Origin of the sequence: Streptomyces sp. NPDC006430, from assembly GCF_040612395.1 — a bacterium.
Classification (GTDB): Bacteria; Actinomycetota; Actinomycetes; order Streptomycetales; family Streptomycetaceae; genus Streptomyces.
The window spans coordinates 199,797-221,838 of record NZ_JBEXQA010000003.1 but is presented as its reverse complement, the minus strand read 5'-3'; the positions used below and the strand labels follow the sequence as shown (position 1 = coordinate 221,838).

Annotated in this window: 17 protein-coding genes and 1 tRNA gene; 13 read left to right on the top strand and 5 right to left on the bottom strand. The window is 74.7% G+C overall.

Features of this window, described 5'->3' with window-relative positions; all coding sequences use genetic code 11:
- The first annotated feature begins 10 nt into the window (after positions 1-10).
- Together treY and ABZZ20_RS06895 are read left to right on the top strand one after the other, a co-directional pair.
- Positions 11-2,329 carry a malto-oligosyltrehalose synthase gene (gene treY, locus ABZZ20_RS06900; RefSeq protein ID WP_356867557.1) on the top strand — a complete coding sequence of 773 codons (2,319 nt, stop codon included), beginning with the start codon at positions 11-13 and terminating at the stop codon, positions 2,327-2,329.
- Between the two features lie 156 nt (positions 2,330-2,485).
- Complete coding sequence (locus ABZZ20_RS06895) at positions 2,486-3,796, top strand: M14 family zinc carboxypeptidase (protein WP_356867555.1); 1,311 nt, start codon at positions 2,486-2,488, stop codon at positions 3,794-3,796.
- Positions 3,797-3,914: 118 nt separating this feature from the next.
- On the opposite strand, the gene ABZZ20_RS06890 is transcribed toward ABZZ20_RS06895, so the two are convergent.
- Complete coding sequence (locus ABZZ20_RS06890; protein ID WP_356867553.1) at positions 3,915-4,478, bottom strand: DUF1707 and FHA domain-containing protein; 564 nt, start codon at positions 4,476-4,478, stop codon at positions 3,915-3,917.
- A gap of 123 nt (positions 4,479-4,601) precedes the next feature.
- Here ABZZ20_RS06890 and treZ point away from each other — a divergent pair, with 123 nt between their 5' ends.
- Both treZ and ABZZ20_RS06880 read left to right on the top strand, forming a co-directional pair.
- Positions 4,602-6,344, top strand: a complete 1,743-nt coding sequence (gene treZ, locus ABZZ20_RS06885) for a malto-oligosyltrehalose trehalohydrolase (RefSeq protein ID WP_356867976.1) — start codon at positions 4,602-4,604, stop codon at positions 6,342-6,344.
- A 61-nt stretch (positions 6,345-6,405) separates the two neighbouring features.
- Positions 6,406-7,167, top strand: a complete 762-nt coding sequence (locus ABZZ20_RS06880) for a methyltransferase domain-containing protein (RefSeq protein ID WP_356867551.1) — start codon at positions 6,406-6,408, stop codon at positions 7,165-7,167.
- A 19-nt stretch (positions 7,168-7,186) separates the two neighbouring features.
- Here ABZZ20_RS06880 and ABZZ20_RS06875 read toward each other — a convergent pair whose 3' ends face one another.
- Both ABZZ20_RS06875 and ABZZ20_RS06870 read right to left on the bottom strand, forming a co-directional pair.
- A complete protein-coding gene (locus ABZZ20_RS06875; protein ID WP_356867549.1) occupies positions 7,187-8,308 on the bottom strand; it encodes a M24 family metallopeptidase in 1,122 nt (373 codons plus the stop codon).
- A gap of 39 nt (positions 8,309-8,347) precedes the next feature.
- The gene (locus tag ABZZ20_RS06870; RefSeq protein ID WP_356867547.1) at positions 8,348-9,193 is read right to left on the bottom strand and encodes a LysR family transcriptional regulator; all 846 of its coding nucleotides are present in this window, start codon (positions 9,191-9,193) and stop codon (positions 8,348-8,350) included.
- A gap of 192 nt (positions 9,194-9,385) precedes the next feature.
- Between ABZZ20_RS06870 and ABZZ20_RS06865 the strand changes: the two genes are divergently transcribed.
- The 3 genes from ABZZ20_RS06865 (at position 9,386) to ABZZ20_RS06855 (ending at position 10,882) form a co-directional block, all read left to right on the top strand.
- Positions 9,386-9,904, top strand: coding sequence for a hypothetical protein (locus ABZZ20_RS06865; protein ID WP_356867545.1), 519 nt, complete (start codon positions 9,386-9,388; stop codon positions 9,902-9,904).
- A 96-nt stretch (positions 9,905-10,000) separates the two neighbouring features.
- Positions 10,001-10,735 carry a hypothetical protein gene (locus ABZZ20_RS06860; protein WP_356867543.1) on the top strand — a complete coding sequence of 245 codons (735 nt, stop codon included), beginning with the start codon at positions 10,001-10,003 and terminating at the stop codon, positions 10,733-10,735.
- A 74-nt stretch (positions 10,736-10,809) separates the two neighbouring features.
- Positions 10,810-10,882, top strand: a tRNA-His gene (locus tag ABZZ20_RS06855).
- A gap of 73 nt (positions 10,883-10,955) precedes the next feature.
- Here the strand turns inward: ABZZ20_RS06855 and ABZZ20_RS06850 are convergent.
- On the bottom strand, positions 10,956-11,711 hold the full coding sequence (locus ABZZ20_RS06850) for an alpha/beta hydrolase (protein ID WP_356867541.1): 756 nt from the start codon (positions 11,709-11,711) through the stop codon (positions 10,956-10,958).
- Between ABZZ20_RS06850 and ABZZ20_RS06845 the strand changes: the two genes are divergently transcribed.
- Complete coding sequence (locus ABZZ20_RS06845; protein WP_356867539.1) at positions 11,697-11,864, top strand: hypothetical protein; 168 nt, start codon at positions 11,697-11,699, stop codon at positions 11,862-11,864. The two genes, ABZZ20_RS06850 and ABZZ20_RS06845, sit on opposite strands and share 15 nt — an antisense overlap.
- On the opposite strand, the gene ABZZ20_RS06840 is transcribed toward ABZZ20_RS06845, so the two are convergent.
- Positions 11,851-13,911, bottom strand: coding sequence for a phosphocholine-specific phospholipase C (locus tag ABZZ20_RS06840; protein ID WP_356867537.1), 2,061 nt, complete (start codon positions 13,909-13,911; stop codon positions 11,851-11,853). The genes ABZZ20_RS06845 and ABZZ20_RS06840 overlap by 14 nt on opposite strands.
- A gap of 186 nt (positions 13,912-14,097) precedes the next feature.
- Between ABZZ20_RS06840 and ABZZ20_RS06835 the strand changes: the two genes are divergently transcribed.
- Genes ABZZ20_RS06835 through ABZZ20_RS06815 form a run of 5 tightly spaced genes read left to right on the top strand, consistent with a single transcriptional unit; the run spans position 14,098 to position 22,041 of the window.
- Positions 14,098-16,344, top strand: a complete 2,247-nt coding sequence (locus ABZZ20_RS06835; protein WP_356867535.1) for a hypothetical protein — start codon at positions 14,098-14,100, stop codon at positions 16,342-16,344.
- Between the two features lies 1 nt (position 16,345).
- Positions 16,346-17,668: a hypothetical protein gene (locus ABZZ20_RS06830; RefSeq protein WP_356867533.1), complete on the top strand. Its 1,323-nt coding sequence runs from the start codon at positions 16,346-16,348 to the stop codon at positions 17,666-17,668.
- On the top strand, positions 17,665-20,157 hold the full coding sequence (locus ABZZ20_RS06825; protein ID WP_356867531.1) for a GTPase-associated protein 1-related protein: 2,493 nt from the start codon (positions 17,665-17,667) through the stop codon (positions 20,155-20,157). The genes ABZZ20_RS06830 and ABZZ20_RS06825 overlap by 4 nt, the downstream gene beginning before the upstream one ends.
- Complete coding sequence (locus ABZZ20_RS06820; protein ID WP_356867529.1) at positions 20,154-21,866, top strand: hypothetical protein; 1,713 nt, start codon at positions 20,154-20,156, stop codon at positions 21,864-21,866. The genes ABZZ20_RS06825 and ABZZ20_RS06820 overlap by 4 nt, the downstream gene beginning before the upstream one ends.
- A 46-nt stretch (positions 21,867-21,912) precedes the next feature.
- On the top strand, positions 21,913-22,041 hold the full coding sequence (locus ABZZ20_RS06815; RefSeq protein WP_356867527.1) for a hypothetical protein: 129 nt from the start codon (positions 21,913-21,915) through the stop codon (positions 22,039-22,041).
- The last annotated feature ends 1 nt before the right edge of the window (position 22,042 follow it).

Sequence of the window (22,042 nt, the reverse complement as noted above, 5' to 3'; positions counted from 1 at the left end):
GTACGTTCTCATGAGCCTGCCGCACGCGTGCATCCAAGCGGAATCCGATGGTCCGACGGCCGCCGCTCCGGCGTCCACCGCGGTTCCGTCGTCCACGTACCGCCTTCAACTGGGCCCGGACTTCCCCTTCGCAGCGGCCGGGGCGGCGGTGCCCCACCTCGCCTCGCTCGGCGTGTCGCACCTGCACCTCTCACCGGTACTGGAGGCGGTCCCCGGTTCGACGCACGGCTACGACGTCACCGACCACTCCCGCGTACGGGCCGAGCTCGGCGGCGAGCCGGGGCTGCGCGCACTGGCCGAGGTGGCCCGCGGACACGGCCTCGGCCTGGTCCTGGACATCGTGCCGAACCACATGGCGGTGCCCTGCCCGCTGCGGCTGAACCGCCCCCTGTGGGAGGTGCTGCGCGAGGGTCCCGGATCGCCCTACGCACGCTGGTTCGACATCGACTGGGAGGCGGGCGGTGGCCAGGTCCTGCTGCCCGTCCTCCCCGAGCCCCTCGACCCGGGGGCGTTCACGGTCGACACCGACGGGAACGGGAACGGGGACTCTGGCGTGCTGCGCCACGGACCACAGGAGTTCCCGCTGCGGGAGGGAACGGCCGGGCTGCCACTGCCCGAGCTACTGGCCGCGCAGTGGTACCGGCCGACCGGCTGGCGCCTGGCCCGCACGGACCTCAACTACCGCCGTTTCTTCACCATTTCGGATCTCATCGGGGTACGGGTGGAGGAGCCCGAAGTCTTCGCGGCGACGCACGCGAAGGTGCTGGAGCTGGTGCGGGACGGGGTGGTCGATGGCCTGCGGATCGACCACGTGGACGGCCTGGCGGACCCGGAGGCGTACCTGCGGCGACTGCGGGCGGCCGTCGGCGACGGTTGTTGGGTGGTGGTGGAGAAGATCCTGGCCCGCGAGGAGCCGTTGCCGGCCGGCTGGCCGGTGGCGGGAACCACCGGGTACGACGCGCTGCACCGGGTGGACGGGGTGTTCACCGACCCCGCGGGCGCGACCGAACTGGCCCGCGCCTACCAGGAGTTCACCGGGTTCCCGAACTGGCAGGAGACGGCTCGGGCCTGCGCCCGGGAGGTGTTGACCGGCGACCTCGCCGCCGAACTCGCGGCCCTGGAGCGGGCCGCCGGGCCGGACCTCGCGCCCGGAGTGAGGGAGTTGCTGATCGCCTATCCGGTCTACCGGCCGTATCCCGGGGCGCCCGAACTCGACCCGCAGGCCGTGGCGGACGCCGCCGCGCCGGCCGGGGCGGGCGCGGTGGCCGGCGTACGGGACCTCGTACTGCGCGATCCCGCCTTCGCGGCGCGCTTCGCCCAGACCTCGGCGGCCCTGCGGGCCAAATCGTTGGAGGACCGGGCCTTCTACCGGTACGCCCCGCTGCTCTCGGCGACCGAGGTCGGCGGGGACCCGGGGCGGCCGGCGGTGGCGCCCGAGGAGTTCCACGCGTACTGCACCGCGCTGCAACGGGACTGGCCCGGCACCGGGACGGTGCTGTCCACGCACGACACCAAGCGCAGTGCGGACGTGCGGGCCCGGATCGCGACGCTCTCCCAGGCCCCGGAGCTGATGGGCCGGCCCGCGGGCGCCGATCCCCAACTGGCCTGGGTCTCGTGGCAGACGGCACTGGGCCTCGGGGAGGCCCCCGAACGTGCCGACCGCCTCGAACAGGCGCTCCTCAAGGCCGTCCGCGAGGCGGCCCTGCATACCACCTGGACCGACCAGGACCCGGTGTACGAGGCCTCGGTCGCGGGGTACGTGCCGGGCCCGCACGAGTTGCCCGAGCCGGTGGAGCTCGCGGAGGCGGCCCGGGCGAACCTGCTGGGCATGGCACTACTGCACCTGGCGATGCCCGGGGTCCCGGAGATCTACCAGGGCGCCGAGACGGAATACCGGGCCCTGGTCGACCCGGACAACCGGCGTCCGGCCCGGTTCCCCCGGCGGACCCTGGCCCGGCTGGACGCGGGTGCGGCGCCGCAGGACCCCGCGCAGGAGAAGCTCGCCCTGACCGCCGCCGTCCTGCGGTTGCGCCGGAAGCGGCCCGGACTCTTCACCGACTACGTCCCCCTGACCGCTCGGGGCCCGGCGGCGGAGCACTGCTTGGCCTTCGCCCGTTCGGCCGACCTGGTGGCGGCGGTCACCCGGCTCTCGCACCGGCTGGCCGGGGCGGGCGGCTGGCGGGACACCACCCTGACCCTCCCCCCGGGGCGGTGGACCGCGCTCCTGGACCGGGGCGTCGGGTACGAGGGCGACGTACGGCTGGTCGACCTGCTCTCCGCCCGGCCAGTCGCCGTCCTGCTGCGCGACGGGGAGCCCGGGGACGCATAGCGCGGCGAAGGCCACCGCCGTGCCGTGCCGGACGGCGGTCGGGGGCCGTCGGGGGCGGTCGGACGGCGGTCGGGGTAATGCGTTGGCCAGGGGTCTCCGGGAAGTGTGGGGCGTGCGGAGCAGTAGGGGGAGCGCACCGCGGGCATTGCATCAGACGTGACCCTCCTTCGTGACATGTGCTACCCCACACCGTCCGAACTCGCGCTGGCGGCCCGCGCGCTGGTGGACGAGCACCCCGGCCCGGCCCGGCTCCGCCAGGCCGGTACCTCCCGGGGCGGGCGGCCCCTGTGGCTGCTCTCCGTCGAGCCCAGCGGCGGCCCGCGGGGAGCGGGCGTGCTCGTCGTCGCCGGGGCCCACGCCAACGAACCCGTGGGCGGGGCCACCGCACTGGCCCTCGCCCGGCGCGTCATCCACGACCCCTCGACCCTGGCCGGCCGCGGCTGGCACTTCCTGCTGTGCGCCGACCCGGACGGGGCGGCCCTGCACCGCACACCGCGCCCGCACTCCCTCCTCGATTACCACCGGAGCTTCTTCCGACCTCCCGGTCCGGAGCAGCCCGAGTGGGCGCCGTCTTTACTGCCTGCGGACCGGCTGCCGCCCGAGACGCTGACCCTGACCGCCCTCATCGACGAACTGCGACCCGTCCTCCAGGTCTCCCTGCACGGCACTGATCTCGGCGGGTCCTGGGTGCAGCTCACCCGGGACGTACCGGGCCTGGCCGGCCCGTTCGCCGCGTCGGCCGCCGCGCTGCGCATCCCGGTGGAGACCGGAGCCTCGGACGCGGCCGGCTGGCCCTCCCCCGGGCCCGGGATCTTCGTGATGCCGCAGCCCGGGTCCGGCACCGCCGGGGCGTTCCACCCGGAGGACACCCGGCTCAGCACCTGGTACCACGCCCACCGGTACGCCGGCACCACGGCCATCGTCGAAGTACCCATGTGGGCCTCGGACCTGGTGGACGACCCCGCCCCGCACCCGGACCCGCGCGGCGCCCTGCGGCTCCTGGCCGGGCGGCTCTCCGCGGACGCCGCGCTCGTGGCCCGGGTGCGGGACGCGCTACCGGCCGGGCCCGGCAGCGCCGCCCGGCCCGGCCCGGGCCTCCGCCCGGACCCGGAGCTGGCTGCGTTGCTGCGCGCCGTCGACTGGACGCTCGGCCTCATACCCCGGATCACCGCCGAGTGGACGGGCCCGGGGGCTCCCGCCGAGGCGTCAGCGGCCTTCGTCGGCAGTATCGACGCCTTCGGGCGGCGGCTGTCGCTGCGCGCCGCCGCGATGCTGCTACGGGTTCTGCGCGCCCAGGACCACCCTGCGGCCCCGGATCTGGACCGCCTGGTCACGGGCTGGTGCGAGGAGTTCGCGGCCCGGTTCCAGGCCCGCCGCATCCCGGTGGCCGCCCAGGTGGAACACCAGTCCCGTACCGTCCTGGTCGTCTACGAGCGGCTCATGGCGGTCGGGACGGTCAGCGCGTAGCGGAGGCGGTGACCGCGTGCCGTCTCCGCGGGGTGGAGGCGGCCCGCGCACGGGTGGTGCCGGGCGTACCGAAGGCGCGAAGGCCACGGACCGGCGGGACCGGCGGGACCTTGCAGCACTAGCTCGCCGACAGCCGGAAGAGCGTGCGGCCGAAGCCGATCTGGTCCCCGTCCCGGACCGCCACTGAGCTGGTCACCCGGCGCCCGTTGACCGTGGTGCCGTTGGAGGAGCCGAGGTCCGTGAGCACCCACACCCCGTTGCGCAGGCCCAGCTCGGCGTGGACCCGGGAGACGGTCTCGTCCGTGAGGCGCAGCCCGTTGCCGGGGTCGCGGCCGATCCGCAGGGCCCGCGCGCTCGGGTGCGGCAGCAGCAGTTTGGGCAGTCGCTCGGCGGCCCAGGCCCGCCGAACGCCGACGGTCACGGCCGAGGCGCGGCCCACCCAGGCGAACACCCGACGGGTCCACGCCCCTTCACCGCCGCCGCGGTTATCCAGGTCGGCCGTGAGCACCACCAGGTCCTCGGCACTGCGGGCGACGAGGGCGAGTTCCATGCGCCGCAGGAAGGTGTCGTGGGACAGCCTTCCGAGGGCCGCACCCTCGCGGAGCTGCGACAGCGCCCGGTCGCGCTCCGCGTCGGAAAGGCGCGGTACCGGGAAGGCGGGGAACTCGAAACTCGACGTCACAGGGTGATTGTCGGCCCGTCAGGGCCGGAGTGTCCAGAACTGCCCCGGGCATCTGGCGATGATGGGGCCGAGACACGTTCCGGGTACCGCCGCAGACGAGGGGACCGTCCCGTGCAGTTCGAGGTGTGGGCACCGCTGACAGGCCGGGTCGCGCTGCGACTCCGCGACGCGACGTACGAGATGGCCCGCGATCCGGACCGGGACGGTTGGTGGGTCGTCCAGGCCCCGGCCTCCGACGGGGACCGGTACGGCTTCCTGTTGGGCGCCGATCCCGGTTCGGGGCACGTACGGCCCGACCCGCGCGGGCGGCGGCTGCCCGACGGTCCCGACGGCCTCTCGGCGGTGGTGGACCTAGAAGTCCTCGCCCCGCAGGCGCCGTCGCCCGGCACCCCGCTCCAGGACGCCGTCCTCTACGAACTGCACATCGGCACCTTCACGCCCGAAGGCACCTTCGACGCGGCCGTCGCCCGCCTCGGGCACCTCACCGCGCTCGGCGTCACCCACGTGGAGCTGATGCCGGTCTGTCCCTTCCCCGGTCGGCACGGGTGGGGGTACGACGGGGTCGCGCCCTGGGCGGTGCACGAGCCGTACGGCGGGCCGGCCGGGCTCGCCCGGTTCGTGGACGCGGCCCACGCGGCCGGCCTCGGGGTCGTGCTGGACGTGGTCCACAACCACCTGGGCCCCTCCGGCAACCACCTCCCGGCCTTCGGCCCGTACTTCACGGACACCCACCACACCCCCTGGGGCGCAGCGGTCAACCTGGACGCGCCCGGTTCCGACGAGGTGCGCGCGTACCTCCTCGGCAGCGCCCTCGCCTGGCTGCGCGACTACCGGATCGACGGGCTGCGTCTGGACGCCGTGCACGCGCTCGCCGACGGACGGGCGCTCACCTTCCTGGAGGAGCTGTCCGCGGCCGTGGACGAGCTCGCCGCCGAGAGCGGGCGCCCGCTGTTCCTGATCGCCGAGTCCGACCGCTGCGACCCGCGCACCACGACCCCGCGCCGCGCCGGGGGCCTGGGCCTGCACGCCCAGTGGAACGACGACTTCCATCACGCCCTGCACTGCGCGCTGACCGGCGAGTCCCAGGCGTACTACGCCGACTTCGCCGGGGCGCCGCTGGCCGCCCTCGCCAAGACCCTGACCCGGGCCTTCTACCACGACGGGACCTGGTCCTCCTTCCGCGGGCGCAGCCACGGCCGCCCCGTGGACCGCCGCAGGACGCCCGCGCACCGCTTCCTCGGCTACACCCAGACCCACGACCAGATCGGCAACCGGGCCCTCGGCGACCGGCTCGCCGCCTCGCTCTCCCCCGGGCTGCTGGCGTGCGCGGCGACCCTCGCCCTGACCGGGCCGTTCGTACCGATGCTGTTCATGGGCGAGGAGTGGGGTGCGGGGACCCCGTGGCAGTACTTCACCGACCATCCCGATCCGACGCTCGCCGAGGCGGTACGCAGCGGCCGGCGAAAGGAGTTCGCCGCGCACGGCTGGAAGGCCGAAGAGATCCCCGACCCGCAGGACCCTGCCACCCGGGACCGGTCCTGCCTGGACTGGGTCGAGCCGGAGCGCGCCCCGCACGACCGGCTGCTCGCCTGGTACCGGACCCTGATCGCGCTCCGGCGCAGCCACCCGGACCTGCGCGACCCGGACCTGGCCGCGGTCCGGGTGGCGTACGACGAGGAGCGCCGGTGGGTGACCTTCCGACGGGGCGACGTACGGGTGGCCGTGAACCTCTCCCCCGCCCCGGTGACCATCGCCCTGGGCCGCAACGGCGTCAGGGTCCTGGCCTCCTGGGACCCCGTCGAGCACCCGGGCCCGGACGGCCGCCTCCACGTCCCCGCCGAGTCGTCGGTGCTGCTCGGGCCGTGACGGCTTTCGGCCCGCCGCGTAACCCCTGGATCACGGCGGGCCGCAGTGGTGGAGTCGACCCATGGAACAGGCACAGGCACAGGAACCGACGGCCGCGTACGACCGAATCGGGATCGGCTACAGTCAGGTACGGCGGCCCGATCCCCGGCTGGGCGCGCTGATCCGGCAGGCGCTGGTCGGCGCGCGCACCGTCGTCAACGTCGGCGCCGGAGCCGGTTCGTACGAGCCGCAGGATGCCGAGGTCACCGCCGTCGACCCGTCCCAGGTCATGCTCGACCAGCATCCGGGCACCCGGAAGGTGAAGGCCGGAGCCGAGGAACTGCCGTTCGCGGACGGCACCTTCGACGCCGCCATGGCCGTCCTGACCGTGCACCACTGGCCGGATCTGCACCGCGGGCTCGGCGAGCTGCGCCGGGTCTCACGCCGGCAGGCCGTGTTCACGTGGGATCCCACGCACCGCCCCGAACTGTGGCTGGTGGACGAGTACCTGCCGGAGATACGGGAGTTGGACGCCTCCCGGTTCACGCCGGTGGCGGAGGTCGCCGAGGCGCTGGACGCGCACACCGTGCGGCCGTTCCCCATTCCGCACGACTTCACGGACGGCTTCCAGATCGCCTACTGGCGCCGCCCCGAGATCTACCTCGACCCCGTGGTACGGCAGGCCAGCTCGACGTTCGCGCAACTGCCGGCCTCCGTCGTGGAGCCGGCGATGGAGCGGTTGCGCGCCGACCTGCGTTCCGGGGCCTGGGCTCGGCGCCACGCCCACCTGCTGGGGCAGGAGAGCGTGGACTACGGCTACCGCCTGGTCATCGCCGGGGAGTGAAGCGGGCGCGTTCCGGGTCCTACTCCACGACGGCCAGCTCGCGCGGGGCGTTGTTGAGGCTGCGTCCGCCGTCCACGGTGACCGTCACGATGTCCTCGATGCGGACCCCGAAGCGGCCGGCCAGGTAGATGCCGGGCTCCACGGAGAAGCACATGCCGGGCACCAGCGGCTGTTCCTCGCCCTCGACCATGTACGGGGGCTCGTGGGTGGTCACGCCGATGCCGTGGCCCGTGCGGTGGATGAACCGGTCGCCGTAGCCGAACTCGGTGATCACCGCGCGGGCCACCCGGTCCACCTCCTGGCAGGCGATGCCCGGGCGGACGGCGGCGGAGGCGGCCCGCTGGGCCTCGCGGACGATGTCGTGGACGCGCTGCTCCTCGGCGGTCGGTTCGCCGACGTGCACGGTGCGGGAGATGTCGGAGCCGTAGCCGTACTTGAGGCCGCCGAAGTCGAGGACCACCATGTCGCCGTGCTCGATGATCCGCTCTCCCGCCTCGTGGTGCGGGTTGGCCCCGTTGGGGCCGGAGCCGACGACCGTGAAGTCCACCTGGGAGTGCCCGTGTTCGCGCAGCAGGGCGGCAAGGTCGGCGGCGATGTCGGCCTCCCGCCGCCCGGCGAAGCGGACCCCCAGGATCTGCGCGTACGCGGCGTCGGCAGCCGCGCCGGCCGCCGCGAGGCGTTCCAGCTCCCGTTGGTCCTTGACGGCCCGGAGGGTCGGCAGCACGTCCGTGAGCGGGGCGTACGAGGTGGCGGGCAACTCCCGCTGCAGGCCGAGCAGGTGCAGCGCCCAGGTGTTGTCGCTGACCCCGTAGCGGCCCCGGGCGTCGAGGAGCGGTGCGGTGACGCCGTACGGGTTCTTGCCGTCGGCCCAGTCGTGCAGGGTCAGCGCGGGTGCCCCGGAGGCCCCGGCCGCATCGGGGGCCTCCAGGGCGGGCACGACCAGGACGGGGTCCTGCCCGGCCGCGAGCACGAGCAGGGTCAGCCGCTCCGTGTCGACGGGCCGGTAGCCGGTGAGATGGGCGAGGTCGGGCCCGGGGGCGATGAGCAGTCCGGCCAGCCCGGCATCGGCGGCAGCCTGTGCGGCGGCGGCCATCCGTGCGGCGTAGTCGGCGGGGGTGAACGGATCGGGTTCGAGGTCCATGGGGCGATCCTGCCGCCGCGTCGGGCCGGGCGCGAGTGGTTACCCGGCTGTCGTGAGCCGGGCCGCGAGGGCGGCGGCCGCGGGCGACGGGGAGCTGGGAGCGAGGAGCTCCGTACGGTGGACCAGGCGGGTACCGGACACCGGTACGGCGACCCCCGCCCCGGCGGCTTCGGCCGCGCGCCGCGGCAGCAGGACCAGGCCGTGCCCGGCGGCGGCGAGGGCGCACAAGGCGTGCATGTCGGTGCCGTCGTAGCGCAGGGAAGGGCCGGTGCGGACGTCGGCGGGTGCCGGCACCGTGCTGGGGGCGTCGATCCAACGGGCGTCGGCGAGGTCGTCCAACCGCAGCGAGGGCCGGCCCGCGAAGGGGTGCCCGGCCGGGAGCAGTACGGCCAGTTGCTCCTCCCCGACGCCGGTGACGGTGAGCGGGGCCACGTCGGGCAGCCGCAGTGGGTCGCTGGGCGCGGCGAGGCCGTCGACCAGCCCGAGGTCGCAGCCCCCGGTGGCCACGGCGGCCGGCACGTCGGCGGGCGCGAGCACCCGCAGCGCGACCCCGGTGGCGGGCAGCGCGGCGAGCAGCCGGGGCCCGACGGAGAGCGGGGACACGGCGAGGGCGACCCGCCCGGGCGGCGCGGCGGCCAGCCGCAGCACGTCGGCCCGGGCCGCGTCGAGGCGCAGCAGCAGCGGGCCCGCATGCTCCAGCAGCCTCTCCCCGGCCCGGGTCGGCTCCACGGGCCGCCGGGTCAGGAGCTCGGTGTGCAGGTCGCCCTCCAGCGCGGCGATGTGCTGGGACACGGCGGACTGGGTGTAGCCGAGCTCGCGGGCGGCGGCGGAGAAGGACGCGAGCCGGGCGACGGCGACGAAGGTGCGGAGCAGGTGCGGATCCATGGCACCAGGGTGGCACCGGCCCCCGGGGGCCGATGCCGGGCGGGGCCACCGTGTCGCCGGCTGCCCGGGTGCCCGCCGCGCGCATGTCGGCTGCCCGGATGTCCGCCGGTCGGATGTCCGCCGGTCGGATGTTGGAGGCAGCGCTCGGCGTGCCCGGGTCCGGCCGGGTCCTGGCGCCCTATCGTGCACAAGGTGACCTCCCCCACTGTGCCGTCCGAGGGCGACGCCGGCCCCCGCCGGGCGTCCCGGACCGACTACGCCGGTGCCGTGTACGGCTCTCTCCTCGCCGCTTCGGTGGTGGCCACGGCCGGCGTCTCCGACCCGTACCCGCGGCTGAACCTCGTGCTCCTCCTGCTCGTCACCGGGCTGGTGTTCTGGGCCACCCACGTGTACGCCCGGCTCGCGGGGGAACGGCTGGTCGGCGAGCCCTTGCGCCGCCACGAGGTGCGCGCGGTCGCCCTGCACGAGTGGTCGATCGTCGAGGCCGCCGCCCTGCCCGCCGCCGCTGTGATCCTCGGCGGTCTCCTCGGAGTGGACATGGTGGGGACGGCCTGGCTGGCCATGGCCGTCGCCGTGGTCCAGCAGGTCACCTGGGCGTGCGTCGGCGCGGCGAAGGCCGGTGCTTCCCGGGGCCTGATGGTCACCGAGGGCGCCGTCAACCTCGTCCTCGGCCTGGTCATCGTGGCCACGAAGGCCGCTCTGAAGCACTGACGGGTCACACTCCGCAGCATGTCATCAGATTTACTGATCGATCATTCAGGAACAATCGTTGGCGCTGAAGTGGGATCGGATCGCAGGATGATCCACATGACCACCACACAGATCGCTCGGATCGCCCTCGTCGGCGACCGCTCCCCCCACGTGAAGTCCCACACCCGGATCCCCCTCCTCTTCGACGCCCTCGCCTCCCGCGAAGGGCTCGTCCTGGACGCGTACTGGATCCCCACCGGCGACGCCGAGGCCGAGGCCACCTCCGGGGCCCTGGCCCGCTTCGACGCGATCTGGGTGCTACCCGGCAGCCCGTACGCCAGCGAGGCCGGGGCACTGGCCGCTGTCCGGGTGGCGCGGGAGGAGGGCATTCCGTTCCTCGGGACCTGCGGCGGCTTCCAGCACGCGCTGTTGGAGTACGCCCGCTCGGTCTGCGGACTGACCGGTGTCGCACACGCCGAGAACGACCCCGGGGCCGAGGACCTGCTGATCTCCCCGCTCGCCTGTTCCCTCGTCGGGCACGAGGGTCTCGTCCGGGCCCAGCCCGGCTCGCTCGCCGAGTCCGTGCTCGGCGCCGAGCGGTCGACGGAGCGCTACCACTGCAACTACGGGCCCTCACCCCGGCACCTGCCGACACTCGTCGCGCACGGGCTGCGGCTGTCCGGGCACGACGAGGACGGGCAGGTCCGGATCGCGGAGCTGCCGGGGCACCCCTTCTTCCTGGCGACCCTCTTCCAGCCGGAGCTCGCCGGGGACGGCACGCGCCCGCACCCCGTCGTGAAGGCACTCGCGACGGCGGCCGTGACCCACGCCACGAGGTCCGCCACCCGATAACCCGTCGCAGGACCACCCCTCTGATCGGCTATGCTGTGCATGCACAACGAACGGGTGGTCCGCCGCCCTTCGTGGTGGGTGTAGCTCAGTTGGTAGAGCACCTGGTTGTGGTCCAGGTGGCCGCGGGTTCAAGTCCCGTCACTCACCCTGTTGGTCCCTGTGGGGGTACGAGGTTTCCTCGTACCCCCACAGGCGTTTCCCCCGCCCCGCTCAGCTCAGCTCAGCTGCGCAGGAAGCCCTCCACCGCGGCGGCCAGGGCGACCGGGCTCTCGTGCGGCGGGTAGTGGCCGGCGCCGGGGACGGTGTGGACGCGGCAGTCGGGGTACGCGACCTGCCAGATGGCCCGCATGACCTCGGGGGTGAGGGCGAGGTCGTAGTCCCCGACGAGGACCAGCACCGGGACGGTACTCCCCTTCACCGCGGCGGACAGGTCCAGCGGCTGCCAGCTCGCGAGGTACGCGGCGAAGGCCTCCGGGCGGGAGGCCTCCAGGGAGTGCGCGACCATCCGGTCGAGCCAGTGGCGGCTCGCACGGTGGCCGGTGACGAGGTCGAGGATCGTGCGCCGCTTCTCCGCGCTGTCGGCGGCGCCGTAGAAGAGGGTGCGGGTCGCATCGTCCATCTCGTACGGGGCGGCCGGCACCGGGTTGATCCCGATCAGCTTCTCGATCCGCTCGGGGGCCCGGACCAGGACCTGCTGCATCGCCTTGCCACCCATGGAATGGCCCATGAGGGAGAAGGTGTCCCAGCCGATCTCGTCGGCGAGGGCGAGGACGTCGTCGGCGATCTCGGGAAGGCAGTAGCGGCCGGCGACGTCCCGGCGGTCGCCGTAGCCGCGGTAGTCGAGGAAGACGTACGAGAACCCCTCGGGGTCGAAGTAGTCCAGTACGGAGCCCCAGTTGGCGGACGTGCCGAACCAGTCGTGCAGCACGATGACGCGGACGGGACCGGTGCCGATCCTGCGGTGGGCGATGGCCATGCGTTCTCCCTCGGTGACGTGGTGGCGGAGACGGACGCCGTACGTTCTGCCCAGCGCACCCACCGTCACACCGCGCGCAGCCACCGCCCCACCGTCCTCACGGTCCTGGAGCGGCGGCTGCGCGCGCCGGACGACCGCGTCAGACCGTCTTGATCGCCGGGTCGGAGACGCCGGGGGCGCCCGTTTCCACGTGCCCCGCGAAACGGCGCAGGAAGGTCGCGTCCGCGTCGGAGACCACCTTGACGTCGTACCAGCGGCCCGTCGCGCACAGGTCCGCCGTGTACGAGGCCGTACCACCCGCCGCGACCCGCAGGGTCTGGGCCGCACCCCCGTAGGCGTTGGTCACCGTCAGGTTGACCGCGGACGCGCCGGAGTTGACCAGCGTCAGCTTGAGGTTGCCGGTGGCGGTGTCGTGGCGGGCCGTGACCTCCGGGCCGGCCTTCTTCGCCGGGCCCTTCCACGTGCGCAGGAAACCGTTCGGACCCCAGACCGTGAGGTTGATCTGGTTGCCCGTCGAGCTGCTGGTGCTCCACGTGTCCGAGAGGGTCTTGCCCGCTTCGACCGTGTAGGGCCAGGGGCCGTCCGTACGGTTGCCCGAGGTGCTGTGGAAGTGGGCGCCGAGGGAGGGGCCGGAGGCGAACGTCAGGGTGAACTTGCCGGTGGAGACGGTGGCCTTGCCGTCCACGTACGGGACGTAGCCCAGCGCGCGTGTCGGCTTCGCGCCCGCCTCCTGCTTGGGCAGGCTGCCCGTCGCCGGCGGGACCGGGTGGTAGGACGGGTGCGCGTTGTGGTCCGGCGGGACGTAGCCCGCGGTGGAGGGCAGGGACGCCGGCGTCGCATCGGCACGGGTGAAGTCGAAGGCGGAGGTCAGGTCACCGCAGACCGCACGGCGCCACGGCGAGATGTTGGGCTCCTGCACGCCGAAGCGCTTCTCCATGAAGCGGATCACCGAGGTGTGGTCGAAGGTCTCGGAGCAGACGTAGCCGCCCTTGCTCCAAGGGGAGACCACGATCATCGGCACGCGCGGGCCGAGTCCGTACGGGCCGGCTGCGTAGCCGGCGCCCCCGGCGTACAGGTCCTTGGAGACGTCGGCGGTGGACAGGCCCCACGCCGAAGAGGCCGGCGGGTACGGCGGAACGACGTGGTCGAAGAAGCCGTCGTTCTCGTCGTAGGTGAGGAAGAGCGCCGTCTTCGCCCATACCGCGGGGTTCGCGGTCAGCGCGTCCAGGACCTGCGAGATGTACCAGGCGCCGAAGTTGACCGGCCAGTTCGGGTGTTCGCTGAAGGCCTCGGGGGCGGTTATCCAGGAGACCTGGGGCAGCGTGCCGTTCACCACGTCCGCGCGCAGCCCGTCGAAGTACCCGTCGCCCGCCTTGACGTTGGTGCCCGTACGGGCCTTCTCGTACAGCGCGCTGCCCGGCTGGGCGTTGCGGTAGGAATTGAAGTACAGGAGGGAATTGTCGCCGTAGTTGCCGCGGAAGGCGTCGCTGATCCAGCCCCAGGAGCCGGCCGCGTTCAGCCCGTCGCCGATGTCCTGGTAGACCTTCCAGGAGACTCCCGCCGCTTCCAGGCGCTCCGGGTAGGTCTTCCAGCCGTAGCCCGCCTCCTGGTTGCCGAGGACCGGACCGCCGCCGACGCCGTCGTTGCCGGTGTAGCCCGACCACATGTAGTAGCGGTTCGGGTCGGTCGCGCCGATGAAGGAGCAGTGGTAGGCGTCGCAGACCGTGAAGGCGTCGGCGAGCGCGTAGTGGAACGGGATGTCGTTCCGGGTCATGTACGCCATGGTGGTGGCCGTCTTGGCCGGTACCCACTTGTCGTACTTGCCGTTGTTGTACGCCTGGTGGCCGCCGGCCCAGTCGTGGTTCAGGCCCTCGACGAACTGCATGCCCAGGTCGTTGACCTGGGGGTTGAAGGGGAGGATGTCCTTCAACCCGTTGGACTGGTAGAAGACGGACTTCCCGTTGTCCTGGAGGACCGGCCGCGGGTCACCGAAACCGCGGACGCCCTTCATCGCGCCGAAGTACTGGTCGAAGGAACGGTTCTCCTGCATGAGGACCACGATGTGCTCGATGTCCTGGATGGTGCCGGTGGTGCCCTGCGCCGGAATCGCGGCTGCCCTCGCGATGCTCTCGTTCAGCATCGTGGCAGCGGCACTGGCGCCGGCGATCTGTAGGAACCTGCGACGGTTGAGTTCAGCCATGGGGAGACGACCTCTGCGGGTGAGGGGGGTGTCGAGGGGCGACCCAAGGACAGCGGTCCCCGGGTACCGGCTGGAGATCAATTCGTGACACTGTGCCGTACAGCTGGAGAACGGAAAGACCTCCCGAACGGGCCGCGCATCTGCTGAAATGACCTCCGAACACACTGCACGGGGGACACAGAGCTGATGGCGGGGACCGAGTTCGGGCATGCCCTCGGGCGGACCCGTGCGCTGTCCGGCCTGCCCGTCGCTCCGCTGGTGGAACGGTACGGGGAACTCGTGTGCGCGCAACAGGCCCTGGGTTTACGACACTTGGGCGAGCTACTGGTTCCGGCCGGCCGGCGCCTGCGGGTACTCGACGGGGTCTTCGCCGTCGAGGGGCCCGGCCGGCGCCGCCACGTGGGCGTCGAGGCGCTCCGGGCGTTGCGGGCCTCCCGGACCGAGGTCGAGGCCACCGCCCTGCTCGATCGGCTGGTCGAAGTCCAGACGCACGATCAGGCCGCGCTGCGCCGGATCCTGCTCTACCAACTGGTGCACCTGCTCCACGACCACCCCCGGGGAGAGCTGCCGGACACGGCCGCCGGACTCGGCGTCGACCCCGACGAGGCGGCGGCCCTGGTGCATGCCGCCGCCGGGCGGGTCCGGCTGGATCCGGCCCAGCGCTCCGCCGCCGAGGGCCTGGAGGACGCATGGCTGGGCGGCCGGGTGCGCGCGGCTGCCCGGTGCGCCGCCGCACTGCCGGCGGCCGGCGGGGACCCGCTGCTGGCGGGGCGGCTCGCCGGGCTGGCCGAGCGGGTACGGGCCGCCGACGCCCTGCTCGACGAGGCGCGGGAGCACGAGGACCGGGAGGATCTGGAGGCGGCTGCCGCCAGGTACGGGCAGGCGGCCCGACTGGCCCGGGACTGCCCGCGCGCGGTACGGGGTCTGGTCCGCACCCACCGACCGGGCGAGGAGGACCCCGGCCCGCTGGAGGCGGCCCCCGTACCGGGCGGGGTCGCGCTGCGCCGCCCGCGCGGCGCCGACCCGGACGGGACCTGGTGGGTGGTCCGGCTGACCCGGCGCGAGCCGCTCACCACACCGCTCCCGCACGTGCACGGGGAGCTGGGCGGCGGGCTGGGCGGGGGCACCTTGACGGACCTCCGGGCACCGCTGGGACGCGAGGTCCGCTACGTGGCCTTCCCGCACGCGGGGGCAGGCCCGGCCGGGCCGCCGCTGATCAGCGCCCCGCTGCTGGTGGCCCCCGAGGTGACGGAGTTGTCGGTGGCCGACGGCCGGGCCCGGATCGAGGCCTCCTGGGTGCGGCCCGCCGGCGCGGTCGGGGTCGATGTGACGCTGACCGGACCCGGGAGCCGCCCGGTGCCCCTCGCGCCGCCGCTGCCCGGCGCCCGGGACTCCGTACGGGCCGAAGGGCTGGAGCCGGGCGGGTACGTGCTGCGGGTGCGGTGCCGCTACCGGCCCGAGGGCGGCGGGGACCCCGTCCTCTCCGCCGGCGCCGCGTTACCGGTCACCGTGCACCCCTGGCCCGCCCCGGTGCTCACCCTCGCCGCGGCCACCCGGGACGCGGGCGGGCTGGAGCTGCACTGGACGGGGGCCGCAGGGGCCGAGGTACGGCTCGTCCAATGGCCGGGCCCGGCCCCCGAGGAGGGCGCCGAGCTGTCGGCCGCAGAGCTGCCGCCGGCGCTGCCGTGGGTGGACGCGACCGGGATCGCGCAGCCGCCGCCGGGCACGCTGGCCACCATCAGCGCCGTGGCCGTCCTGGGCGAGCGGGCACTGGCCGGACCGGGCGCAACGGTCGAGGCACCGGAGCCGGTCACCGGGCTCACGGTCCGGCGGACCACCGACGGCCGGGCCCGGGTCAGCTTCGACTGGCCGGCCGACACCGGCCGGGTCACGGTCGCGGTCACCCCGCAGGACGGCGGCGAACGCACCGAACACCTCGCCGTCCGGGCGGTTTTCCTGCGCGAGGGGCTGGAGCTGCCGGTCGGCCCCGGCGCCGCCTCGGTCACGGCCCACGCGGCCCCGCGCAGCGCCTTCGCGACCGTGGCCGTCCCACGCGAGGCGCAGCGGGTCGCGCTCCCGGCCGACGTCGCCATCGCCTACCGGGTCCTGCCCGGTCCCCGGCGGATGCTGCGGCGCGGCCCCTCCGTACTGCGGGTGACCCTGCTCGCGCCGGGCGGCGACCCCGGCGCCGGGCTGCCCGATTTCGTCCTCGTCGCGGGAGCGGGCGGTACCGCCCGGCCCCACCGGCCCGCCGACGGGACCGAGTTGTGCCGGGTGACCGGCGCCGAGCTCGCGGCCTCGGGGACCGTCGAGCGCGAGATCGTCCCCCGCGCGCCCGGCGGCCCGTACGCCGTGCGCGGTTTCCTCCTCGGCGGCCGTGCCGCCTCCGTCAGGCTCGACGAGCCCTCCCTCACCTCCCTGGTGGTCCGCTGACATGACCTCCGTCGTCTGCCCCTACTGCTTCGACCGTTCGTCCGCCGCCCGGCTGCCGTTCCGCTGCCAGATGTCCGCCACCGGAGTGCGCGGCGGCGCCCCCTGTACGGCGGAACTCGACGAAATATGGGCGGAGTTCGTGGGACCGAGCGTGCCGCCCGCGCTGCGGATGCGCGGCCCGGTCTTCACCGCCCCGCGCGGACTCGGCAGCAGACTGGGCGGGGGCACGCGGGCGGACTGCCCGCACTGTGGCGTGTCCACGCCGATCCGGGTCTGTCTGCGCTGCCACAGCGACTTCCCGAGCGACTACACCGACCAGGACACCCGGATCATCGCCCTGCTGGGCCCCAAGGCGTCCGGCAAGAGCACGTACGTCTCGGTGCTGGTCAACGAGCTGCGCAACCGGGTGGGCCGGGCCTACGGGGCGTCCCTCACCGCGATGGGCGGCGAGACCCAGCGCCGGGACCGCGAGATGGCCGAGGACCTGTACGACCGGCTGCGGCTACCGGAGGCCACGAGGCCCGCGGCGCTCGGCTTCAACGACCCGCTGCTGTACCGGCTGAGCCTGCCGCTGCGCCGCAGGCTGCGCGGGGACGGCAGCCGACACACCGCGCTGGTGTTCTTCGACGCTGCGGGCGAGGACCTGGGCAGCGCCGAGGCCATGGACCGCTACACGCACTACCTGGCCGCGGCTGACGGGATCATCCTGCTGGTGGACCCGCTCCAGATGCGGGCCGTACGGGACCAGCTGCCGGTGGACGCGGGCCTGCCGCTGCCCACCGTCGAGACCCCGCCGCAGCAGATCGCGGCGGACCTGGCGGCGCAGCTGCGGGCCCACGGCCGGGGCACCTCGCGCGGCCGGGTCACCACGCCCGTGGCGGTAGCGGTGACCAAGACGGACTCACTGTTCTCACTGGTGGGGCCGCACTCCCCGCTGCGTCGCAACGCCGACCACGCGGGGGGCGCGGTGGACGACGAGGACCGGCTCGCGGTGCACGAGGAGATGCGGGGGTTGCTCGACGGCTGGGACTCGGGGGCGCTGCTGCGCCAGCTGGAGCGGGACTTCGCGCAGCTGTCGCTGTTCGGGCTGTCGGCCCTCGGGTCCCCGCCGCCCGCGCACGCTCCCGCCGACGCCCCGAAGTCGGGGCCGCAGCCGCTGCGGGTCGAGGACCCGCTCCTGTGGCTGCTGGGACTGGACGGGCTGCTGCCGCGCACCGGGACCGGTGGCGCGGGCCGGCGCACGGGGTCGCCGGCCGCGGCGGGCCCGACGGCTGCGACGGCTGGGACTGCGGGCCGGCCGGACGCCTCGGGAGGAGCGGCGTGAACCTCGCCCAACTGCACTACACGTCTGCGCCGCCCGGTCCCGACGGCTCGGGCTTCCGGTTCACCGCCGTCAGCCCCGGGGTGCCCGCCTCGCTGCTGCGCGAGGCCGAGCAGCTGATCGGGTACGAGCCGCCGCGGGACGCACCGCCCCGCCCCAGCCGGGAACAACTGGGAGCCTTCCCGCAGGCCCTGAGCCTGAACGTGCTCGCCGACGGCAGTCGGCTGCTGGCCCGTTCCGTGTACACGGGCGCCGACTACAGCGGACGCTGGGGCAATTTCCACGCCCACGCCGTCCATCTGCCGCAGCCCGCCGGCGCGGACCGGCCCGTCGAGTGGCCGCTGCCCATCACCTCCTGGGGCTCCCCGCAGTGGGCCGCCGATTCCCCGCCGGCCGGGGCGCCCGTGCCGCCGCTGGCGTCGGTGCCCGCCCCCGGCCCCCTCGACCTCGGGGCGCTGGCCGCCTTCGTGACCGCCCGGGGGCGCTGGCTCGCCGGGTTCTTCGCCGATGTGCGCCGGCTCGCCGAGGACCCGGCCGCCCCGCAGCTCGTGCTGGTGGAGCAGGACAGCGAGGCCGTGGCCTGGTGGATCATGCTGGCGTGCAGCGTGCTACCGCACCGGCGCGGGCAGTGGCTCACCTTCACCACGTACACCCGCCGGCCACAGCTCGCCCGGCAGCAGATCATCGGCGTGGTCCCGGAGGACGGCCTGGGCCTGGCCGGGCAAGAGCACCGCTACCGGGTGTACGACGCCACCCGCGCGGCGGCTCCCGAAGCGGCCCGCGACGTGTGGGCGCAGACCGCCGCGCTGATCTGGCAGGCACAGCGCCAGGAGCTGTTCGCGGACGTCCGCCAACTACCCGGCGAGCCGTACGGGCCGTACGAGGCGGGCCCGCTGGCCGCACTCGCCCTCGCCGCCGGCGTCGGCCTGGACTCGGCGGGCCGGACCGCCGCCGCCGACTGGGTCGCCGGGCACCGCAAGGCGCTGGACGACGGACGGCTGCACGCGCTGGCCGCGGCGCTGGGCCGGCCGGCCGTGGACCGGGGGCCCGAGGAAGCCGCCGCGTGTGGGCGGCTGCTCACGGCCCTGGCCGGCTGGGCGCCCCCGGCCGTGACCGAACCGCTGGTGGCGCTGGCCCTGACCCGGACCGTCCGCGCGGGTGGCACCGCCCCACCCGCCGGAATGCTGGGCGAGGCCTCTCGGTACCGGCTCGCGACGGAGCTGGAGCCGGAACTGCGGGCGGCGTTGTGCGACCCGGCCCGCGAACCGGGCGACCGGGTCGCCCTGTTGCGGGTCGCCGCGGACCTCGGGGTGGACGCCCGCGACCTCCTGCCGGACGTGGCACGGCAGTTGGCCCTCGCCCTGATCACCGACCCGGAGCGGGCTTACGGGGAGGCGGTACGGGACGCGTTGGCGGGCCTGCCGGAGCTGCGGGTCCCGGTGCTCGAACGGCTGGACTCGCTCGCGGCGGGCGATCCGGCCGCGGGGGCCCGGCTGTTCGCCCGCACCTCGCTGCGGTTGACCGGGACCGAGGCGCTGCCGCACCTGCGGATGTGCGCGCAGCCGCCCACGGCGTCCGCGGACCGGGTGCGGGCGCTGACCGACCTCGTGGAGCGCTCCGGTGCCCCGCTGGAAGCGGAACCGCTGGTGCTGCGCACGGCGATGCGGCTCGTGTGGGACGAGAGCCCGCCGACGGCGGGCGAAGCCTGGCTGGCCCTGTCCGCGCTGGGCGACCGGGCCCACCGTGAGGCGGGTACCTGGGAACTGCTCGTGCAGGCGGCGGTCCGCGCCCCGGTCGAGGAGCGGTACGCGCAGGAGCTGGCACCCGAACTGCTGCGCCGGTTCGCCGAGGAGATCCCCGCCGGGCTACGGCCCTCGCTGCTCCTGCTGGAGCTGGCGCGGAACCTCGGGGCCCGGGAGACGGGCCCCGGCTGGGTCCGCCAGACCCTGGACCTGCGGAGCCTGGACCCGACGCCGACGGCGCGGGAGCATGCCTACGCGGCGGTGGCGGCGCGGCTGCTCGCCGAGGACCGGCCCGAGAGCGAACTGCGGGCCCTGATCGAGAGCAACGACGCCGAGCTGCTCGCCGCGTACCGCCGGGCCGCCCGCGAACCCCGGGTGACGGACCGGCTCAGGCTCGACCCCCGCTACGCGGCGATGTGCTTCGCCACCTGGTCCTCCCAGCCGCAGGCGGGCCCGGCCTGGCAGGAGGCCCGCACCGACCTGCTCGACGGCGTGCTGCGCCCGGTCGTACGGGGCCTGCCGGCGGCGGAGCTCACGGCGCTCGAAGAAGCCCTGGCCCATCTCGGCGGCCGTTGGGCCCAGGACTTCCGCGGCTGGCAGCGGCCCGGCGCCTTCGGACGGTTGCGGGACCGCTTCGGCGGGACCGGCCGCCGCGGCTCCAAGGCCGCGCCCGGCACCCCGCCGCTGCGGGGCGGGCCCGGCGGGCCCGTCGCCCCCGGCGGCGCGGCAGAGGACGGGTGGCGGCCGTGAACCTCCCATTCATCGCGCAGGTCCTCGGATGGGCCACCGTCGTGGTCGGGGTGGCCGTCTGCCTCGGCTACGGGCTGTGGCGGTTCCTGGCGTTGGCGCTGCGGTCCGCCGCAACCGCCTTCCGGCCGCGCACCCCCGGAACCCCCGATCCGCGGATCACCCCGTACGCGGGCACCGAACCGGCCCAACCCGCCTACTGGGCACGCCAGATGTGGATCGACGCGGCGGCCGGGGGCCGGGCCGCGGCGTGGACCGTGTGGTACCTGCTGGTGCACCACTGGCTCGACGAGATCGTCCGCCACCGGCTGTTGCGGGGCCGGAACGGCTCGACCGGGGACCGCGCCGAGCACGTGGTCGGGCGGTTCCTGCTGCGGCTGCTCGCACCGGCGACGGCCCTGGCCGCGCTGTTGTCCGCGCTGCTGTCCTGCGCCCTGCTGATCGGCGTCGCGCTGGCGTTCTCCGCCCAGCTACTGCTGGTCGGCGCCGTCGCGGTGGCCGGGGTGCTGGCCGCGCGGGGCGCGGAGCGCTCGTGGAAGCTGGCCCGCGGCATCCGCATGAAGTGCCCGTACCCCGGCTGCTACCGGCCGTTCCCCCTGGCTGTGCACGTCTGTCCGGGCTGCGGGGCCGTCCACCGCGAGCTGCGGCCCGGCCGGTACGGGGCGCTGCGGCACGTCTGCCGCTGCGGGCGGGCGCTGCCCACCACCGCCCTGACCGGGCGGCGTGGGCTCGCCGCCCGCTGCCCACACTGCGACCAGGTGCTGCCGCCGGCCGTGGGCACCACCCGGGTGGTGCACCTGCCGCTGATCGGGGGCACCTCCGCCGGGAAGACCATGCTGATGGCGGCCGTTCTCGACGGGCTGCGGTCCTGGTCGCACGATTCCCGACTCACCGTCGAGTTCGCCTCCCCCGCCGACCGGCGCGAGGCCAACACGTTGAGCCGGCAGGTGGAGGCGACGGGATGGGCCCTGAAGACCCAAGGGGGTCAGCCCCGGGCACTGATGCTGCTCGTGGGGCGCGGGCACGGCCCGCTCCGGCGGCAGCGGCTGCTGTACCTGTACGACCCGATGGGCGAGTCCCTGCGCGACGCGGAGACCGTCCGCCGCCAGGAGTACCTCGCGCACGCCGACGGGGTCCTGCTGGTCGCCGACGTCCTGGCCTCGCCCGTCGTACGGCGCTCGCTGCGCGAGGGGGACGGGGGGCTGGCGACGGCCGCCCGGCCCGCCGACCTCGGACCGGTGGAGACGTACGCGAGGTTCACCGGAGAACTCCAGGGCCTGGGCGGCCGGCGGCGGCGCCTGGGGGTGGCGGCGGTGGTGACCAAGCGGGACGTCCTGGACCGGCTGGGCTCACTGCCGGGGCCCGAGGGTCCGGTCGAGGCCTGGCTGGCCGAGATCGGGCTGGGCGAGCTGGTCCGCGCCCTGGGCCACGACTTCGCGGCAGCCCGCTACTGGGCGGTCAGCGCGCACGCCGCGACCGGTGCGGGTGCGCTCCTGTCCGAGCAACGGCGGGCGGCGGAGCCGGTGCTGTGGCTGCTGTCCCGGACCGGGCTGCGGATCGGCGGTCCGGCGGCCGGCGTGCAGGAGCCCCGGCTGCCGCGGCTGCCCCGGCTGCCGCGGCTGCCCCGGCTGCCGCGGCTGCCCCGGCTGCCGCGGCTGCCCCGGCCGCGGCGGCGGTCCGACCGGACGGCACGGGATCGATCAAGCCTGTGACGTGGAACGGGACGAAGGCTAGGGTCCTGGAAGGGAACAACACCCCATGGTGACACCGCAGATTGCGCGGGGCCGGCTACTGATGCTGGTCATGTTCGTGATGGCGGTCGTGATGACCGCAGCCGCCGGGGCGGCGGCGTTCGTGCGGTACGTACCGCAATGGCTCGGGAGTTGAA

What these genes read in the sequence shown, in the direction of transcription:
- treY (WP_356867557.1), top strand. Translation starts at nt 11, where the DNA reads ATGAGCCTGCCGCACGCGTGCATCCAAGCGGAATCCGATGGTCCGACG.
- ABZZ20_RS06880 (WP_356867551.1), top strand. Translation starts at nt 6,406, where the DNA reads ATGGAACAGGCACAGGCACAGGAACCGACGGCCGCGTACGACCGAATC.
- ABZZ20_RS06875 (WP_356867549.1), bottom strand. Translation starts at nt 8,308, where the DNA reads ATGGACCTCGAACCCGATCCGTTCACCCCCGCCGACTACGCCGCACGG.
- ABZZ20_RS06870 (WP_356867547.1), bottom strand. Translation starts at nt 9,193, where the DNA reads ATGGATCCGCACCTGCTCCGCACCTTCGTCGCCGTCGCCCGGCTCGCG.
- ABZZ20_RS06860 (WP_356867543.1), top strand. Translation starts at nt 10,001, where the DNA reads ATGACCACCACACAGATCGCTCGGATCGCCCTCGTCGGCGACCGCTCC.
- ABZZ20_RS06850 (WP_356867541.1), bottom strand. Translation starts at nt 11,711, where the DNA reads ATGGCCATCGCCCACCGCAGGATCGGCACCGGTCCCGTCCGCGTCATC.
- ABZZ20_RS06840 (WP_356867537.1), bottom strand. Translation starts at nt 13,911, where the DNA reads ATGGCTGAACTCAACCGTCGCAGGTTCCTACAGATCGCCGGCGCCAGT.
- ABZZ20_RS06835 (WP_356867535.1), top strand. Translation starts at nt 14,098, where the DNA reads ATGGCGGGGACCGAGTTCGGGCATGCCCTCGGGCGGACCCGTGCGCTG.
- ABZZ20_RS06830 (WP_356867533.1), top strand. Translation starts at nt 16,346, where the DNA reads ATGACCTCCGTCGTCTGCCCCTACTGCTTCGACCGTTCGTCCGCCGCC.
- ABZZ20_RS06815 (WP_356867527.1), top strand. Translation starts at nt 21,913, where the DNA reads ATGGTGACACCGCAGATTGCGCGGGGCCGGCTACTGATGCTGGTCATG.